The organism is Shewanella saliphila, assembly GCF_014648295.1.
GTDB lineage: Bacteria > Pseudomonadota > Gammaproteobacteria > Enterobacterales > Shewanellaceae > Shewanella > Shewanella saliphila.
The window spans coordinates 193579-213448 of the sequence record NZ_BMQV01000001.1; the positions used below are offsets into that span (position 1 = coordinate 193579).

Sequence of the window (19870 nt, forward strand, 5' to 3'; positions counted from 1 at the left end):
TGTATTACGCTTTGTTGATTAAATGCCTAACTTTTTAAACAAACCATCTTTAAGCTTTTCTTTGGCTTTATCGGCTTCTTCTTTAAACTGTCCTTCGAGTAACGCTTTAGTATCTATACCAAACTTAGGCTCTTGGAAAGTACCTTTAATGGTTAACGGCACATCAATGCCTTTTAACGACTCATCAGTAGCATCACTCTGACCTGAAAGCGACCCTACAACACTGGTCGTTAAGTTATAATTTAACGCTTCTGAAGCAATATTGGCTGTACCTTCGCCTTTGATCCGCAATAAAGGCGAAGCCATTGCAAGATCAGGGTTGGTCACTACGGCCTCTTTCACCGTAAAGCTGCCCGTTAAACTGGTAAAGTCGGTTTTTAACTCTTCTTTATCGGCTGAAGATAAATCACCTGTTAATTTTTGCTGTGCACTGCGGATCATTTGCGGGATATTCACTCCGTATAATGAACCATCAGCCACTTCAAACTGACCTACAGCATCAAGATTCTTTTTCAGTTTCTCAGGAATTAAACTTGAGCCACTGCCCTTAACTTGAAAACTAGCTTGGCCTGAAAGTAAATCAACCTCGGCAGCATCAATTAATAGTGGACGAATATTCACGCCAGTCAGTGTTTTATCAAACTGATAAGTTGGTACGGCTTGGCGGCCATCAAGTTTAGCACTAAGCGCTAATTTACCTTCATATAAGTCTGCAGTTAATGACGATAACGTTAATATACCATTTTTGATCGCCATGTTCATTTGCCAATTTTGAGTGAGCATATTGCTAACTTTAATTGACTTAGCGCTAAGGTTAACCGTTAAATCAACTGTCTTAAGTGCTGATAAATCGGGTTCGCTACTTGTCGCTGACGCTGTAGCCTCTGGCGCTTCATTTATGGCAGTGTCTTCAGTTGCCGTTTCTTGAGGTAACAACGCATCTACATCAATATCACCAACATCTAAAGTCATGGCTATTTTAGGTACTGAATTGCCATAATTAACATCCACTTTACCTGTAGCGGCGATGTCCATAGCTGACAATTTTGTCAATTGCAGTTCAATTGTTTGCGCATCTAAGGCCATTTGCAACTGGGTGGTCATATCTACCGTGACTGACTTTTTAGGTAGGCTGTCACCTTGAGCATTGTGGCTCATGGTAAAGTCATTAATGGTGATATGCTTTAGGGCTTGGTCAACTTGTATTTTACCTTGTCCTGACGATGCTAATTGCATATCCGGTAAAGTCGCTGCAAACTCGTAAGCAAAATCAGCAAACTTACCTAAGCTAAATTGACCTAGCGTAAAGCTTTTTAAGCTAAAGGTTTGGCTGGTATCCGTTGCCATATCGATTAAGTTAATATTGGTATTGGTGAGTTCAATCCCGCCAATATCTAACGTTTGCAGTGACATTTTGCTATCACCACTGTTAGATTCTGTTGCCGTATCGCCAGCAGGCTCTGAAACGCCCTCACCCGATAAGCCATCAAAACTGGTTTTACCATTTTTTTGTGTGACTAAATTTAGGGTTAATCCATCGAGTTTTAATAAATCAACTTCAATTTGTTGGCTAAACAGCGGCATTAACGCCACATTGGCCACGGCTTCATTAACATCTAACATTGATGCCGGTGAAAAGTTTTCAGGGTTAGACAGCGATATCCCGCCCAGCTTAATGCCGATAGAAGGAAAAACACTCCAGCTCAAATCATCTTTAATTTGTAAGTCTCGCCCAGTTTGCTTTTTAACAGCATCGACAATTTGCGGCTTAAAATTATTTAAGTCAAAAAACATCGTTAAATAGACAGTAATGCCTACTATGAGGATGAGCACAATTGCTAAGAACCACTTTACTGCTTTCATTGTTGCTTCCTTGTCTGTATTTTTTCTATTGTAAAATAGACAGGTCTAAGGGGTGTTTACTGACTGCAATCCCATTTAAATCAGCATAAATCATCATGCCGGGAACAATATTAACCCCTGCGATGTCGATATTTATGTTCACTTCACCTACGTCTTTTTTTTCTGTTTTTATCGGGTTGCTTCCTAAGGCCTGCACACCAATTTGAATTTCATTAATGGTACCCACATCACGAACACAACCATTGATAATGATGCCTTCCCAACCATTTTCATAAGCATTGAGTGCTATCATATCGCCCAGTAATGCACGACGGCTTGAGCCACCACCATCGACAACTAATACTTTACCTTGTCCCGGTTTGGCTAACTCAGATTTCACCATCGAATTATCTTCAAAACATTTCACGGTGACGACTTCGCCAAAAAATATCGACTTTGCACCAAAGCTGCGCCATGGATTGGTTAACAAGGTCAATTTTTCGGGGTAATGATCAAATAGGTCTGGTAATAGATCTAACATAAGCCCTCCTTGGGAATCAAAATCTTAGATTACTAATAATGAAACAATTCAACAAGTTTTGTTAACGATAGATCATCTATTGCTATTTTCAACACCCAAAAGACTCAAACTTTTTACATTAATAATCATCAACACGTTAAAAGGTGACTTACCCTTTAATTTTGAATATAATTTTAGAAAATAATCTAGAACACCACACTTATGAGCAACGATTTAAATTTACAACAAATGATGAATGCGTTTGATGAGTTAGACTTTGAGCAACGCACTACAACAAACCTTGAAAATGCCCGTAATAAACAACAGATGACAGCTTATATTACGTCACTGGATTTCAGTTTACGTCGCTTACTCATCTTACAAGATTCGATTAATAGCATAGTAGAAGAAAAGCAACTCGACCTTGTAAAACAGGAACATATTCAAACATACAAAACTAAAATTATTAATTTATCTCGCCAATATAATATCGCTTACCAAGATGTCATTAATATTATGGTACAACTACGCAAATAAGCTTGGGTTAATCATTTAAATTTAATCATATTGTGGGTTTTATTAACGATGTCATTTACATTGCCCATTAATCTTAAATAAGCACAGAAAACACCACTCACCTGCTTTAGCTATTACATCATTGTTATAGGGAAAGGATCCCCTACAACTGTTGTCGTGGATACACTACAACCCTATTTTTGCCGTCATTTTTTGCTTGATATAATGCTTCGTCAGCTTGCTCAATTAATTTAAAATCACCCGATTTATGTAAGGTATTTGTCGAGACACCAATCGATACGGTAACGATGAGTTGTTTAATTGGCCATGTTATTTGAGTTATTGCATGACAAATCGTTTCAGCTAATTCTGCTGTGTTATTTGCGGTTTCATCAATCACTAAACACAAAAACTCTTCACCGCCGTAGCGCACAGCAATTTTATTACGCCCATGACAATATTGGCCAATTGTGTCAGCAACTCTTAAAATGACTTCGTCACCGAATGGATGCCCATAGGTATCATTAATCTGTTTAAAGTTATCAATGTCGATCATTAAAACGGTTAAGGTGTTGGCTGATGAAGATATCCGCTCTAAGTTTGCTGATAAAAATAACCGGTTTTTAAGGCCCGTTAGCGGATCGGTTTGATTTTGTTTTGATAAGAATTGTTGGTTTTTACGTAACGCTAACTGTTGGTTACGTATTTTTGTAAATTTTAAAAAACTTTTTTGTGACTCTGACCAACGCCGTAAACACCCTATAACAGCCACAAAATACACAGCAATAAATAGGGTTAAATTATCAACCGCATTGGCAAAATCCTGACTCAATTTTACAGATGAAATCAACGCAAGATGGGTCAATAACATTAATGTTAACAACATAAATGCCTTGTTAAAGGCCATGCGCGACAATGAGCCGACATACACTAATGCCAGCAAGCCTGCTGATTGATAATGCTCATCACCAAAAATCATTGCCAACTGGGCAACATAGGTCAGTGATGCAAAAACACTAAATACCAATACAAATTCACCAAGCTCTAAATACTGTGGCGCGCGATTACGCAATAACAACAATATCAATACACAACCCAGCGACAATAAAATTTTCACCGTGATAACCAACCATAAATCTACGTCAATATGATGAAAATCGGACACAATGAAAAACAAATAAATAGGTATAACGCTCAAAGTGTATAGTGCATAAGGCAGTAGCAAATGGTGAATTTGATAATGCCTAAAACGTAATTGAGTAAACGGTGTTGCTGCTATTAATGGCTTGATATTCAAAATCACCTCAATATGCGAATGCGGCTATTACTGTCTTGTTGAAAGACAACATCAATCTGTCATCTTAGTTTGATTAATTTGCACGACACGGACAACTTGCTGCCTAAGCCAGCTTAAGGCTTGATCAGTTTCTGTGTTACTGTGCCAATAAAGGTGCGTATCGATGTCAGTTAAGCTAAATGGCATTGCACAAACCAATAAATTGGGATCAATAAATTGTTCAGCAATTGAGCGAGGCAGTGTCAGTATCAATCGAGAACCTAGCACCATCTTGGCCGCTGTTTGATAACTTTGGCAACGGTATTTTATTAACCGATTTATCCCTTGCTGCTGCAACAATAAATCCTCCATAACCCGCCCAATAGGCCGACTAGAAACAGCAACATGCTCTGCCGATAAATAAGCCTGTTGGTTAAAGTTGTTGGCAAGCTCAGGTTGCTGACTTGCATCAATCAACACACAAAATGGATCCGATAAAAGCGGCATATGCATTAAAGGCGCATTGACGGCCCTTGCCACATCAATCGCTAAATCAACCTCCCCATTAGAAAGTTGACGCGATATATGTTCACGAGATAAAGCCATACTGCAAATTTTAGCATGTGGGATCAATTTTGCTACGTGAGTGATCAACGCAGGCATCAACTGACTTTCTAATGCTTCATGAATGGCAATGTTGAAGGTTTGTTCGGTGGTGAGTGGGTCAAACTCACCACACTGTTGCAATACTTGCCTAATACGATTGAGGGCATTAATCAATTGTGGCGCCATACGTTGACACGCGGCAGTGGCTTGCATTTGCTGACCTTGACGCACAAATAGTGGGTCATTTAACACTAAACGAAGTCGTTTTATGGCATGACTGACCGCCGAAGGCGTAATAAATAACGACTTTGCTGCTAACGTCATATTTTGTTCAAAATACAAGGCTTCAAAAATTTTTAATAAATTTAAGTCAAGTTGCTGAATTGCTTTGGTATCGGCCATGCTTCTCTCAATGTGCAGCTTAACTGCGCTTAAACAACTATGAATTACATTCATTAATTGCTAGCAAGTTATTTCATTTCGTTCACTTAGAATACTACGTTATGCTGACAACATAAACAGGCTTTGATCACGTTATTCAGCTTTTTACACTTTAGATCACACAGGACGATCGAATGAACATTTACACCACAGAAAAATCACAACAATATTTAACCAGAGTAAAATCGTTTATTGATCAACACATTCTACCTATCGAAGCCGATATTCTCGCTGAAAATAGACGGCTTAATCACAGCAGTGATTGGACTCAATGGCAATTATCACAACAAATAGAAGCCCTTAAAGCACAAGCTAAAGCCGACGGATTATGGAATTTGTTTTTGCCTGATGCCACTCTAGCTCAAGGCTTAACGTGTGTTGAATACGCTTGTTTAGCAGAAGAAATGGGCCGCTCAATCCTGGCTCCAGAGATTTTTAATTGTAATGCACCTGATACCGGCAACATGGAAGTGCTCTATCATTTTGGCAATGAACAACAAAAGGCCCAATGGCTTTCACCACTCCTTTCTGGTGATATCCGCTCTGTGTTTGCCATGACAGAGCCTGATGTCGCTTCATCAGATGCCACTAACATGCAAGCCACCATTATTGAAGACGGAGATGATGTCATCGTTAATGGCCGTAAATGGTGGTCTACGGGTTTAGGCCATCCAAACTGTAAGGTCATGATATTTATGGGGTTGTCTCACCTTGATGCAGCAAAACATCAACGTCACAGCATGGTATTAGTGCCGCTTGATACACCAGGTGTCAATATCACGCGCATGTTAACCGCTTATGGTGACTACGATGCACCTTATGGCCATGGTGAAATGGAGCTCGTTAATGTACGAGTGCCTAAGGGGAATGTCATTATGGGGCTCGGCAAAGGGTTTGAAATTGCCCAAGGTCGCTTAGGGCCTGGTCGTATTCACCATTGTATGCGAGCTATCGGCGCTGCTGAACGGGCGTTGTCGTTGGCCATTGAACGTGGCCAATCACGGGTTGCATTTGGTCAACCTATTATCAAACTCGGTGGTAACCTTGAGCGTATAGCACAAGCGAGAATAGCTATCGAACAAGCAAGACTGTTAACCCTCAATGCTGCATGGAAAATCGATAACCTTGGTGTTAAGCATGCTATGACTGATATTTCTGCGATTAAGGTTGCAGTGCCTAACATGTTAACTCAAGTGGTTGATATGGCTATTCAATTGTATGGTGGTGCGGGCATGAATCACGATACGCCATTAGCCGGTTTTGCCACAATGGCGCGTAGCTTACGCCTAGCAGACGGTCCAGATGAAGTGCACATGGCGATGGTATCTCGTCTTGAGTTGGCTAAATACAAATAAGGTAAACCAATGAAATCGAAACAACATGTGGTGATTACCGGTGCCGCTTCTGGCTTAGGTAAAGCATTAGCTCTCAAATGGTCAGCTATGAATGCTGAAGTGTGTGTTGCCGATATTAATCAGCAAGCGGGTGAGCAAGTGTGCGAGCAAATTATTGCCCAAGGCGGTAAGGCATTTTTTAGCGCATGCGATATCACCGACCCCACCAGTATCAAAGCATTGACGCATGACCTGCAATCTCGTTGGCCGCAAATTGATTTATTAATTAATAATGCCGGCGTGGCATCTGCAGATAAAATTGCCGCCGAACCTATTTCGCAATGGCACTGGGTAATGGAAATCAATCTGTTTGGTATCGTGAATATGTGCCAACAATTTGTGCCTATTTTTCAGCAGCAAGGTTTCGGCAGTATTGTTAACGTGGCATCACAAGCGGGCTTAACCCCTATTCCATTTATGGCCAGTTATAACGCTTCAAAAGCCGCGGTAGTGTCGTTATCTGAAACTCTCAGGCTTGAACTCGCTGACGACAATATTAATGTGAGTGTATTGTGCCCCGGCTTTTTTAAAACCAACCTCGGCACAAGTTTACGCACTCAATTACCGACAATGGAAAAGCTCTTAGGCAAATTGTTTGATAAGTCGCCAATCGATGCCACCCAAGTGGCTAATATTGCTTACCAAGGTGAGGCCAATAAACAATTTTTGCTGCTAACCCATCAACAAGGCAAACGTTTATACCAACTCAAGCGATTGTTACCACTACGCTGGTACTTTACTATTGTCCTAAAGCAAACATTGCGCTTACGCCAATTGCTAAGGGAGGAGCAAGCTTAATGAACCAACAATATTTAGATAAAGCCAAGTCTGTTCGCTCTGGTGAAGAGCTTGACCCAGACATAATCAACCCATGGTTAAAACAACATATCGGCGGGCTTGAAGGCGAGCTAACAATAACCCAATACACCGGTGGGGCTTCAAACTGGACTTATTGCCTCACTTATGACAATTGTGAGCTTATATTGCGCCGAGCGCCAATGGGGACTAAAGCCAAAGGCGCCCACGATATGGGGCGAGAGTATCGTTTACAGCAAGCACTCAAGCCTGTTTATCCTTATGTACCAGCTATGCTTGCTCATTGCGAAGACGAGACGGTGTTAGGTACTGAATTTTATGTGATGGAAAAATTGAATGGCATCATTCCAAGACAAAATCTACCCAAAGGCTTAAACGTTGATAAACAACAAGCTCAAACACTGTGTACCAATGTCATTGATTGTTTAATAGAGTTACACAAAGTAGACGTAGATGCCGCCAACCTCAATCACATCGGCAAAGGTGAAGGTTACACACAACGCCAAATCGATGGATGGAGCCAACGTTACACCCAGGCTAAAACCTGGAATGTGCCCTCGGGTAAAAAAGTTATGGCTTGGTTGCAGCAACATAAGCCCGAACAAGAAACCATTTGCTTAACTCACAATGACTTTAGATTTGATAACGTAGTACTCGACCCTGATAACATCAGCAAAGTGAATGGCGTACTTGATTGGGAGCTGGCGACCTTAGGTAATCCATTAATGGATTTAGGTAACACCCTTGCCTACTGGGTTGAAGCTGATGATGACTTTCTTGCGCAAATGACTCGTCGCCAACCTACCCACTTACAAGGCATGTTAACGCGTAAACAAGTGGTTGAATATTATTGCAATAAAATGAATATCACCATTGATGATTTTCGATTTTACGAAGTCTTCGGTTTATTCCGCTTAGCAGGGATTGTGCAACAAATATATTATCGTTATCACCATAAGCAAACCCGAAACCCAGCTTTTAAACAGTTTTGGATTTTTTCGCATTACTTAATGTGGCGCTGTCACCGCGCGATGAAACAACAAGGATAACCATGGCAAACATCTATTTAATCCGCCACGGTCAGGCAAGTTTTGGCAGTGACAATTACGATAACTTGTCGCCATTAGGTCAAAGCCAAGCGCAACATTTGGCTAAGCATTTTAATCAACGTAATATTCGCCCCGATCAGATTATTTGTGGTGATATGGCACGTCATCAACAAACCCGGGATGCGTGTTTAGCCAGCTTGTCGCCACCTTTAATTCATCGTGACATGCAAATAAACCGTGCATGGAATGAATTTGATCACGAACAAGTGATTGCCGTTTACCGCCCAGATTTAGCGAATCCAGAAGCGATGAAACACTACCTAAGCCAGCAACCTTCACCTGCTAAGGCCTTTATTACTCTGTTTAGCCAAGCGATTCAACAATGGCAGCACACTGATAATATTGCCCAATACACCGAATCTTGGCTGCATTTTAGCCAACGCGTTAGCCAAGGATTAACCCAGTTGGTGCAACAAGCTGATAATGGTAAAACCTTATTTGTATTTACTTCAGGCGGTGTCATTAGCACGGTAATAATGCAAATATTATCGATACCTGAAAGCCAGTTTTTCAACATTAACAAACAAGTGGTTAATGCTAGCGTCACTCAATTACAAGTTAAACATCAACGTTTAAGTGTGATTACCATGAACGAACATGGTTATTTTGACGGTGATAACCGTCATTTATACAGTTTACTGTAGGCAATAAAAGATACTGCCAACAATGCATAAGTCATGATAAATAATCCAATCAAAACAATAAAAAAGAGCATAATATGAAACGGACAAACATACTAATAACTGGAGCAAGTTCGGGTTTAGGGCGTGGCATGGCGATTGAGTTTGCTAAACAAAACCATAATTTAGCATTGTGCGCGCGTCGTATAGATCGCTTAGAAGAATTAAAACAAGAGTTACTTAGCGTAAACCCTAATATCACTGTGTTAATTAAAGCACTAGACGTTAACGACCACCCACAAGTTTTTGACGTGTTCAGCCAATTTAAACAAGAGTTTGGTCAGTTAGATCGCGTCATTGTTAATGCGGGCATGGGCAAAGGGGCTTCGATTGGCACCGGGTATTTTGAGGCTAACCTACAAACAGCGCAAACTAACTTTATCGCCGCGATAGCCCAATGTGAAGCCGCAATGGCTATTTTTCGTGAACAAAACAACGGTCACCTAGTCACCATTTCTTCAATCAGTGCCGTCCGTGGCTTTAGACGCGCAATGACAGTCTATGCCGCAACAAAGGCTGCGTTAACATCACTCACAGAAGGTATCCGTATTGATGTGATGGGAACCCCCATTAAAGTCAGTTGTATTCACCCAGGCTTTATTCGTACCGAAATTAATGAAAAAGTGAAAACGGTTCCGTTTATTGTCGATACCGAAACGGGGTGTAAAGCGATGGTCAGCGCAATTCAAAAAGAAAAAGCGACCGCCTATGTCCCTAGTTATCCATGGGCCCTGTTACATTGGGTATTACGTATTGCACCAATAAGCACCATTCGTAAAATGAGTTAACCGCACGATAAGTTATAAGGTTAATGAATGGCAAAACGCTTATTACATCTTAAACATATCGATGTAATAAGCGTCATTCAATGGAGTAAAAATGGTGAGTGAGCCTGCGGTAGTTTTTATGTCGTAGAGTCTGATTGATTTTGTTTAATGAGAAGTTGCTCAAAATCACTTACAGAAAGTGGTTTTGCTAACAAGTAACCTTGGCCTAGTGTGCAACCAGCATCAATAAGTAATTGTTTTTGCTCTTCAGTTTCAATCCCCTCGGCAATGACTTGCATATTAAGCTTACCCGCCATGACAATAATCGCTTCGCACAGTGCTGCATCTTTATTATCGATAGACATATTTTGCACAAAACTTTGATCAATTTTTAAGTAATCAAAGGCAAAATTCTTTAAATAAGAAAAAGAACAATATCCTGTACCAAAGTCATCGATCGATATGGTTATCCCCTGTTGGCGTAATGTTTCAAGCGCTTCGACCACTTCAACCTGATTATCCATGAGCAAATGTTCGGTAATTTCAATCGATATGGCTTCATAGGGTATCCCTTGTGCAAGTAGAGAGTCAGCCCAAGCTTTAACCAGTTTGCCATCATTTCGGTATTGCACTGGAGAAGTGTTAATACTGATGGATAAATCTGCACAATACCGCTGACGCCACTCATGCACCTGTTGTGACACCTGGGTGAATATCCATTCACTGATCTCTACAATAAGGCCAATCTCTTCAGCTATCGGAATAAACTCCATCGGAGAAATCAACCCTTTTTGTGGGTGTTGCCAACGGATTAATGCTTCAGCTTTTGCAATACGATGAGTATGTAAATCAACAATAGGCTGGTAAACCAAATGAAATTGTTTTTGTTCAACCGCGATGCGTAAATCGTCGATGAGCGCCATTCTTTTTAGAAAGTCAGTACTCATATTTTCGGTAAAATAATGAATGCTATTACGACCACGTGTTTTGGCTCGATACATCGCTTGGTCTGCGTTAGTCATTAAAGCGTCAATGGTTAAACCATCATTAGGGTAACAAGCCAGACCTATACTGGCTGTGCAATAAAAGTTTTTATGTTCTATTACATAAGGTTGTGCCAGTGTGGTTAACAATTTTTGGCCAATTTTATCGATATCTTCTGCTGACGTTGTCCCCACAAAAGCGATGATAAATTCATCACCACCTAAACGTGCGACAATATCGTTTTTTCGGATGCTGTTTTTAATTCGGCTAGCGCACTCAATAAGCACGCTATCGCCGGCAGTATGACCTAAAGAATCATTCACATCTTTAAAATTATCCAAATCAAGCATCGCTATTACCAATTGTTTTTTGTCACGCTCGGCATTATCAATCGCGATAGATAAGTGTTCATGTAATAAATGTCGATTAGGTAATTTGGTTAAATTATCAAAGTTAGCCTGATGCCAAATAATGGTATCCGCTTTGTCACGTTCTATGGCTATGCGAGTCAGATTGACAAATTGTTCAACCAAATCAAATTCATTTTCGGTGGGAGTCGCTAGCGTTTTAAAATAGATCGCAATTGTGCCTATGATAGTGCCATGATGGCTAATAATCGGTTCTGACCAACACGACACCAGTTGAGCTTTATGGGCTAAGTTTGCCCACGGTGCCCAGTTAGGGTGTGTTGCAATATCGGTTACAAGGACTCTTTTTCCGAGCGATGCCGCCTCCCCGCACGAACCGACTCCCGTTGCGATGGGAATAACGTCTACAGCCTCTATATAAAATTCAGGCAAACTGGGAGCGGCAGCTAAACGTAATTGTGAGCCTTTATCGTCCATTAAAGAAATACTGCACATTGTCCCTGGCAGTTCATTTTCAATGCCTTCCACCACAGCGGATAACACTTTAGATAATTTGCTCGAACTGGCTATTAATTCCAAAATATTATTACGAAGTTGGTTTATTTTATCTTTTTCTAAAAGTTGGCGGTTTTTACGCTGCATAAATATCGAAAAGATTAATGAAAAAATCCCGGTAACCACAAACGACGCCATGATGAGAGGCAAGGAAAAATGCTCAAAATGTTGGTAAGTTAATACTCCAGCAATGGAGATTAATAAGCCATTAAGCACACATGCGATTACTGTCGGTAATAAATAAAAACTTGCGATAATAATAGGAAACAGCCAAAAAATTAAATCGCTGCCCACAATATAAATACCGAATAAAATATTTACATAAGCAATAATGGCAAAAAGGCCGCTAAAGAGTTTAACTTTGCTGGTAAACCAGACACCAATAAAAATGATGGAAATGCCGCCTACAGCAACAAGATCAACAAGAATCCGTAACTTATTGTGTTCTAATATACTTTTAATCAAAAATGGCGATAGAATGAATATTGCTGCTGCGGTCACACCAAGTAATATTTTTTCTTCTATCGAGCGGTTTTCCATTTTCACGGTCATATTTGAAGGGCGTCCCACGAGAGTCCAAACAACTAAATATGCTACATTAGCACATATGAAAAAACATACTTGTACCGAGTTAACATTTTTCAACTAAATGTTATAATTTACTATGTTATACAAATACTTCTGTAATGTAGTCAAGTTGTTTTATCACATATATTCGTCTATTAACCATAGTCCAAAAGGGATAAAGTCGGTACAAACTTGTACAACGAATACATCAACTCGTACATTAACTAACCTGAGCTCAGGTTAACTAAATTGATTAAAGTGTTGTGAAGCTTAGTCGTTATGCAACAGAATACAAAAATGCTGAACTTAATGTTCAGCATTTCAGGGTGGTGTTAAGTCAAAATGGTCAATTGTGGTCGTCAATTATCCGCTATGCTGCAACAACTTGCCGGGCTTTACGTAATGGATGTAAACGATTATGCATCACTTTAATGGTATCAAACTGAGATAATGATTTACTGTCTGATAACTGGCATTGCTGAGATAAAATCATCACGGTGGCAGCCTGTAAACCATTATCGATTACAAGCGCTAACACTTTAGAATAACCGCACTTTAACTGAAATAATTTGCCGACGTCGCAAAATACGCATTCATCACTTTCATCAAAAAACCAAGATTTAGGCATTTGTGATTGTAATAAAAAATGGGCGGCTGTGGCATTTAACGCTGTTTGCACAATACCCGCATCAGAGACATGCAGAACTTTAGGCAGAGTTTCGAGCATTTTAATATAAAATTTTGCGTGTTCTATGCTGAATTCAGCTGCACTTAATGCATCTGGAATGAGGATTTTTGATTTGTATGGGGTTAAGAACTCCATCTCGGAACCCAATGAAATACTCAGCTGCTTGCAAGTCTCATTGTATTCCCAATGCCAGTCCTTATTTGGCATTAATAACATGGCCGTCTGCACCTAAATAAAAATGAACACCAGAGCATAATAGATGAATTTTCACGCAATATCAAAATTTAATTATAAATTATAACATAAGTATCAGGATGTTAGCGCGATCGAACGATCAAAAGTTCGATCGCGGCATGATTTTTGATCAATGACTTAGCAATTTAGATGCTATTTCGCACAATAGGCATTAACGATCTGATCAATTAATTTGGGACCCTGGTAAATAAAACCAGAGTAAATTTGTACCATCGTAGAGCCAGCATCAAATTTAGCCAGTGCATCTTCAGCACTATTGATCCCACCGACACCAATGATCGGGATCTTACCTTGCAAACAGATCGACAATTGTTTGATCACTTGAGTCGATAAATCAGTCAAAGGTTTACCGCTTAAGCCGCCAGTTTCTTCAGCATGCAACAATCCTGTTACAGCATCACGATTTAATGTGGTATTGGTTGCAATAACGCCATCAATTTGATTATTAATTAACGAGTCAGCAATGGCTTGGATTTCATCACCAGTTAAATCAGGGGCAATTTTTAACGCTACAGGGACATATTTGCCGTGTTTGTCGGCTAATTCTTTTTGTTTATGTTTAATTGAACTCAGTAAATCATCTAATAATTCACCGTATTGCATTGCACGTAAACCAGGCGTATTGGGCGATGAAATATTCACTGCGATATAACTGGCGTATTGATACACTTTTTCCATGCAAATAAGGTAGTCATCTTTACCCTGCTCTACAGGCGTGTCTTTATTTTTACCAATATTAACTCCCACCATAATATCTGATTTTTTTGCCATCAGATTGCGCACTAAATTATCTACGCCTTTATTGTTAAAGCCCATGCGATTAATAATGCCTTTCGCTGGCTTTAATCTAAACAAACGAGGTTGGTCATTACCAGGCTGTGGACGAGGCGTTACTGTACCGACTTCAATATGGCCAAATCCCATCGCGTGAAACGCATCCATCGACTCGCCATCTTTGTCCATACCGGCAGCAAGCCCAACAGGATTAGGAAATGTTAGCCCCATGCACGTTACAGGTGCGGATTTAACGTGTTGACGATAAAAACAGTTTAACGGTGTGTTTCCGGTCATTTTCAAGCTGCCAATCGCGACGTTATGCGCTAGCTCTGGGTCCATCTGAAACATGACTTTTTGTGCGAGTGTGTAAAACATGGTTTCTCCTAGACCTAAAAAAAGCCCCGGCAATCGCCAGGGCTTGTTTACATTATATACCCAAACTACTTGAAGATACGTGTTTCAGAGCTTCACCGTGTTTTCAATACTAGGCGCGTTAATGCGGTAATGTAGGTACCTTATAAATTAACGCAACAACGTAGTGGAAACACGGTGAAACTCCCAAGGGGCAAGTTTTACACGCGTTTATGCTGCGTTATTGATTTTGGAAAGGGAATAACCATTACCCGCAATCAATGCCTTGCCTAAACGTGTGTAAATTCTTGCTGAAATCTAACATCTTCAGGTTGTTTGGGTATCAATTACTTCTGACCTTCGCAATGTAAAATCAGTAAGTTCAGTTCTCTTAGGGCGACTGAGAACTTAGCAAATTCATGATTTTGAGAAACTTTAAAATCAGCAAGCATATGATACCAACGCTCCAGCAATGGCTTATTGAGTGTTATCCATTCATTAATGACACTGTCTGCATCGCAGTTATCAGAACACGTACGTAATACAGCAGAACTTAACGCACGTTGTTGCCAATCTAACTCTTCTCTAAATGCTGCACGGGCAAGCGCTTGCCAATGATTCGCAACCGGTTGCGCACTGATTTGTTCTAAGAACCAATGCAGTTCAACTTTGGCGCCGAGTTTAAAGTATGTTTCAGACACTAACTCAAGCGTTTTGTCTTCAAGTTGCGCGATTTGGGCAATGTCTAACGCAGAGAATAACGTGCTCATTTTTGAGACAATTTGCGCTACTGACTCTGGTACATTTTCGTTGGTTAGTGCAGTAATCTCAGCAGAAATGGCAGTCACTTCGGCTTCAATCATGTACTGTTCAACGTTAGCTTTAAGCTGTTCAAATACAGGCTTAAAGAATGCGACGGTTTGCTCAATATCATGGGCACGATTACGGTGACGAATAAACCAGCGACATGCACGGCGCATATTACGGCGCAATTGGTGTAACATTTCACCTTGCACATGGGCAGGTACGACACCATTTAAATCCGTAATTGAAGTGGTTAACTCATCAAGTCCAAACACTTCTCGAGCCATAGTATAACAAATTGCGGCTTCGGCAACTGTTGCACCGGTCTCATCTTGCATACGTTGTACAAAATTAAAGCCCATATCATTCACTAACTCATTAGCTAATGAAGTGGCAATAATTTCACCACGCAGTGGATGTGCAGTCATTCTATCGGCATATTTGGCTTGTAACTTTTTCGGGAAATAAGCCACTAACAATTTACTTAAAAATGCATCTTCAGTGATTTCTGGCGTCACTAATTGCTCTTTAAGTACCATCTTAGCGTAAGCCACTAATACTGACAGTTCTGGACGCGTTAATGCACGGCCATTCGCTAAACGTTCAGCTAAGTCATCATCGTTTGGTAAAAACTCGAGGGCACGGTCTAGTTTTCCATCTTTTTCAAGGTACTGAATAAAGCGGATTTGCTCTTTAAGCTGTGAAACACCATGTACTTGCGTTACCGAAATGGTGCGAGTTTGGTCTTTACAGTCTTGAATGACAATGTCGCTTACTTCATCGGTCATATCTTCAAGTAAACGGTTACGTTGTTTAACCGTTAACTCGCCTTCAGCGACTAGCGTGTTCAAGAAAATCTTGATGTTTACTTCGTTATCAGAACAATCAACCCCGCCGACGTTATCGACGAAATCTGTGTTCATGCGGCCACCGTTAGCACAGTATTCAATACGGCCTAACTGGGTACAACCTAGGTTGCCACCTTCGCCGATGATTTTAGCGCGAACTTCTTTGCCGTTAACACGTAATGCGTCGTTTGCACGGTCACCCACTTCGGCATGAGTTTCTTTGCTCGACTTAACATAAGTACCAATACCACCGTTCCAAATGAGATCCACTGGCATTTTCAGTAGCTCTTTTAACAGCTCTGTTGGATTCATGCTGTCTTTTTCAGTTGCCAGCATCTTTTTAATTTCTGGCGTCAATTTAATTGACTTAGCAGAACGCAAGAAAATGCCGCCGCCTTTAGAAATCAGTTTGGCATTGTAGTCTTCCCAACTTGAACGAGGTAATGCAAATAAACGCTGACGCTCAATATAACTTTGTTCAATATTTGGCGTGGGATCAATAAAGATATGCATATGGTTAAAGGCTGCCACTAACTGAGTTTGCTCAGATAACAACATACCATTACCAAATACGTCTCCGGCCATGTCACCAATGGCTAAAGCAGTAAAGGGGCTTGTTTGACAATCTACACCAATTTCACGGAAATGACGTTTAACTGATTCCCATGCACCGCGCGCCGTGATCCCCATCTTCTTGTGGTCATAACCGTTACTGCCACCAGAGGCAAACGCATCACCTAACCAGAAGTTGTATTCAATCGCAATGGCGTTGGCAATGTCAGAGAACGTTGCGGTACCTTTATCTGCGGCAACAACAAGGTAGGCATCGTCTTCATCGTGACGCACCACATCAACAGGAGGAACGACTTCACCATTAATAATATTGTCAGAAATATCTAATAACGCACGGATAAAGATGCGGTAACATTCTTGCCCTTCAGTGAAAAATGCTTCGCGTCCGCCTTCTGTTGGCAGTTGTTTACACACAAAACCACCTTTTGCACCAACAGGCACAATCACGGTGTTTTTAACTTGTTGTGCTTTTACTAAACCTAATACTTCTGTACGGAAGTCTTCGCGACGATCTGACCAACGTAAACCACCACGAGCCACTTTTCCGCCGCGTAAATGTACACCTTCAACACGCGGTGAATACACGAAAATTTCAAATTTAGGCAATGGCTTAGGCATTTCAGGGATTAAACCTGGCGCAAACTTAAATGAAATATAATCTTTTGCTAACCCGCCAACAGCAGTTTGATAGAAGTTAGTCCGTAAGGTCGCGTTAATTAAATCGAGGTAGCGACGAATAATACGGTCATCATCAAGACTTGACACGTCATCGAGTTGAATATCGATTTGTTCTAGAAACTTACTCAACGTGCGCGTTTTAAGCTTAGGATTAAACTTACGGATGAACATTTTCACCAGTAAATCAGCCAATTTAGGATAACGGCTGAACGTTTCTTCGATATAAGACTGACTGAAGGTTGCATCAATTTGACGCATATACTTGGCATAGGCGCGTAAAATAGACACTTCACGACCGCTTAATCCAGTAGACAACACCATGCGGTTAAAACCATCATCTTCAAGTTTCTTTTGCCACACTTGTAGTAATGCGGTTTGGAAACGATCTTGGCTGTCTGCAAGATTCTCTGTGGCTGCACCTTGCACTGTCATTAAGAAATCTAAAATCCAGAACGTCGCACCGTCATTGGTTTTTACTTCGTACGGACGTTCGTTAATTACGCGCAAACCAAAGTTTTCAAGCATAGGTAACACGTCAGACAAATGGATCGGTTCATCTTTATGGAATAGCTTTAAGCGGACTTTATTGTCGTTTAACGTTGTTTCTTGTGGCTGATAGAACAACATACCCAGTTTATGGCCGTCGTCTAATGCTTCTAAGTGTTGCATATCGACTACGGCAGAACTTGGCAGTACATCGTCTTTATAGCTTTGCGGGAACGCATTTAAATAGCGTTTAGTTAACCCGGTACCCGCTTGCTCACCCACTTCATTATTTAACGCTGTGTGTAACTTGTCTTCCCATGAGCGAGCGGCTTCGATGAGATTTTTTTCAATTGCAGCCACATCAACATCCATATTGTTATTATCAACTTTGATAATGTAATGAGTTCGAGCCAACGTTGACTCAGAAAAGTAGGTTGTGAACTCAACGTCTTCATTACTATTGAAATGTTGAGCCAAAATGCGTTGGGTATCTTGACGCAACTTAGTGTTGTAACGATCTTTCGACACATAAACTAAACACGATAAGAAACGACCAAAACCATCTTTGCGAACAAATAGTTTTAATTTATCACGGTCTTGCATTTCCAAAACGCCATGAGCCATAGCAGCCAGCTCATGATCTTTGGCTTGAATTAACTCATCGCGAGGCAAGTTTTCAAGAATATTCATTAACGCTTTGTAATCGTGCGAGCGCGGTGTTAACCCAGAGTTATCAAGGATACGTTGAACCTTTTCACCTAATAGCGGTATTTCGCGTGGGCTACGGTTATAAAGATTCGATGCATATAAACCAATAAAGCGATCTTCACCAATCACGTTGCCTTTTTTGTCAAAACGCTTAACGCCCACGTAATCGACATAAGCCGGACGATGTACGCGGCTTTTAGCAGAACTTTTGGTTAATACTAATAGGCTATCATTTAACGCTTCTTTACGGGCGGTATCGGATAACGTCGATAATAATAACCCACGCTCTGAATGCGAGTGTTTAGAACGGTTCATTAACCCAAGGCTTGATTCAAGATCGGGCACAAGTTCAACATCGCCTTCTACACGCTTAAGTTCGTAGTAACGGTAACCTAATAACGTGAAGTGATGTGCGTTTAAGTAATTTAAAAAATCAACAGACTCTTGTAATTCAGCTTTTGCACCAGGAAAAGGGCGTGAAGGTAATTGTGCGATAGTATCCGTTAATCTGTCTGTCATTAATTGCCAGTCGTGAACCGACGCGGCAACATCTGCAAGTACCGACTGTATTTCTTTTTCTATCGTTTTAATGTCGGCATCGCTATTTTGCTTATCAATTTCAATCAAAAATACGGCAATACTGCCACTGTCCTCAGTCGCGTCATTTAAAAAAGACACGCCAGAAACAATATTGCTTTCACGGCTTACAGCCAACGGCGTATGTAACATCACATGAGCTGTAATACCCATCCGATTTAACGCCATGGATAAAGAGTCAACTAAAAACGGCATATCGGGTTGAATAATCTCGATAATACTGTGAGTTGACTGCCAACCATGTTTTGCCTGGCTTGGGTTAAACACGCGAATGTGGGTGTCATCCGGTGCAGTTTTATTAAGCGCATTCCAAAGGCTTACTACAGCACCATATAAATCGCTGTCATTACGAGCATTAAGATCGTCTTTTGACATATGGGTGTAGAGACAATTAGCGAGTTGCTCAACTTGTTTGGCTTGAGAATGAGGGATTTTGGTGTGAATTAGGCTAACTACATTTTCAAGTAGTACTGAAGGCATTGCATCTTTCAAGGCCATGTTGCAGATTCCTTAAGCGTCTATGGCAGCGCTCTTATCATTATATGGATGCTTCGGCTTGTTGATTCAGTCGGTCCGAGTCATTTTTTAATTATCACGTATACAACTGTTTTATGTTTAACAATAGAAACTCATATTTGAGATCTGCAGCAAAGTTTATTACTAA

General features: G+C 40.6%; 14 protein-coding genes. 6 read left to right on the top strand and 8 right to left on the bottom strand.

From position 1 onward, the window contains the following. Positions 1 to 18: 18 nt before the first annotated feature. Complete coding sequence (locus IEY48_RS00810; protein ID WP_188916434.1) at positions 19 to 1863, bottom strand: AsmA family protein; 1845 nt, start codon at positions 1861 to 1863, stop codon at positions 19 to 21. A 25-nt stretch (positions 1864 to 1888) separates the two neighbouring features. Next, a complete protein-coding gene (locus IEY48_RS00815) occupies positions 1889 to 2383 on the bottom strand; it encodes a putative 4-hydroxy-4-methyl-2-oxoglutarate aldolase (RefSeq protein ID WP_188916435.1) in 495 nt (164 codons plus the stop codon). 201 nt (positions 2384 to 2584) lie between these two features. Here IEY48_RS00815 and IEY48_RS00820 point away from each other — a divergent pair, with 201 nt between their 5' ends. After that, positions 2585 to 2899, top strand: coding sequence for a hypothetical protein (locus tag IEY48_RS00820; RefSeq protein ID WP_188916436.1), 315 nt, complete (start codon positions 2585 to 2587; stop codon positions 2897 to 2899). A gap of 142 nt (positions 2900 to 3041) precedes the next feature. Here the strand turns inward: IEY48_RS00820 and IEY48_RS00825 are convergent, their stop codons facing one another. Both IEY48_RS00825 and IEY48_RS00830 read right to left on the bottom strand, forming a co-directional pair. Next, on the bottom strand, positions 3042 to 4175 hold the full coding sequence (locus IEY48_RS00825; RefSeq protein ID WP_188916437.1) for a sensor domain-containing diguanylate cyclase: 1134 nt from the start codon (positions 4173 to 4175) through the stop codon (positions 3042 to 3044). 51 nt (positions 4176 to 4226) lie between these two features. Next, positions 4227 to 5162 (bottom strand): LysR family transcriptional regulator, encoded by a 936-nt coding sequence (locus tag IEY48_RS00830; protein ID WP_188916438.1) that lies wholly within the window; start codon positions 5160 to 5162, stop codon positions 4227 to 4229. Positions 5163 to 5335: 173 nt separating this feature from the next. Between IEY48_RS00830 and IEY48_RS00835 the strand changes: the two genes are divergently transcribed. From IEY48_RS00835 to IEY48_RS00855, 5 genes are all read left to right on the top strand, one after another. Continuing rightward, positions 5336 to 6556 (top strand): acyl-CoA dehydrogenase family protein, encoded by a 1221-nt coding sequence (locus IEY48_RS00835; RefSeq protein ID WP_188916439.1) that lies wholly within the window; start codon positions 5336 to 5338, stop codon positions 6554 to 6556. 9 nt (positions 6557 to 6565) lie between these two features. Continuing rightward, on the top strand, positions 6566 to 7393 hold the full coding sequence (locus IEY48_RS00840; RefSeq protein WP_188916440.1) for an SDR family oxidoreductase: 828 nt from the start codon (positions 6566 to 6568) through the stop codon (positions 7391 to 7393). Next, the gene (locus IEY48_RS00845; protein ID WP_188916441.1) at positions 7393 to 8460 is read left to right on the top strand and encodes a phosphotransferase family protein; all 1068 of its coding nucleotides are present in this window, start codon (positions 7393 to 7395) and stop codon (positions 8458 to 8460) included. Before IEY48_RS00840 ends, IEY48_RS00845 begins: the two co-directional genes overlap by 1 nt. A gap of 2 nt (positions 8461 to 8462) precedes the next feature. Continuing rightward, positions 8463 to 9164: a histidine phosphatase family protein gene (locus IEY48_RS00850; protein WP_188916442.1), complete on the top strand. Its 702-nt coding sequence runs from the start codon at positions 8463 to 8465 to the stop codon at positions 9162 to 9164. A gap of 74 nt (positions 9165 to 9238) precedes the next feature. Next, complete coding sequence (locus IEY48_RS00855) at positions 9239 to 9988, top strand: SDR family oxidoreductase (RefSeq protein ID WP_188916443.1); 750 nt, start codon at positions 9239 to 9241, stop codon at positions 9986 to 9988. Positions 9989 to 10104: 116 nt separating this feature from the next. Here the strand turns inward: IEY48_RS00855 and IEY48_RS00860 are convergent, their stop codons facing one another. The 4 genes from IEY48_RS00860 to IEY48_RS00875 form a co-directional block, all read right to left on the bottom strand. Continuing rightward, on the bottom strand, positions 10105 to 12426 hold the full coding sequence (locus IEY48_RS00860) for a putative bifunctional diguanylate cyclase/phosphodiesterase (RefSeq protein WP_229786277.1): 2322 nt from the start codon (positions 12424 to 12426) through the stop codon (positions 10105 to 10107). A 385-nt stretch (positions 12427 to 12811) separates the two neighbouring features. After that, entirely contained in the window at positions 12812 to 13345 is a 534-nt protein-coding gene (locus IEY48_RS00865) for a cell division protein ZapC (protein WP_188916444.1), read from the bottom strand. 171 nt (positions 13346 to 13516) lie between these two features. After that, complete coding sequence (pyrD, locus tag IEY48_RS00870; protein WP_188916445.1) at positions 13517 to 14536, bottom strand: quinone-dependent dihydroorotate dehydrogenase; 1020 nt, start codon at positions 14534 to 14536, stop codon at positions 13517 to 13519. A gap of 323 nt (positions 14537 to 14859) precedes the next feature. Further along, on the bottom strand, positions 14860 to 19704 hold the full coding sequence (locus IEY48_RS00875) for an NAD-glutamate dehydrogenase (RefSeq protein ID WP_188916446.1): 4845 nt from the start codon (positions 19702 to 19704) through the stop codon (positions 14860 to 14862). Between the last annotated feature and the right edge of the window lie 166 nt (positions 19705 to 19870).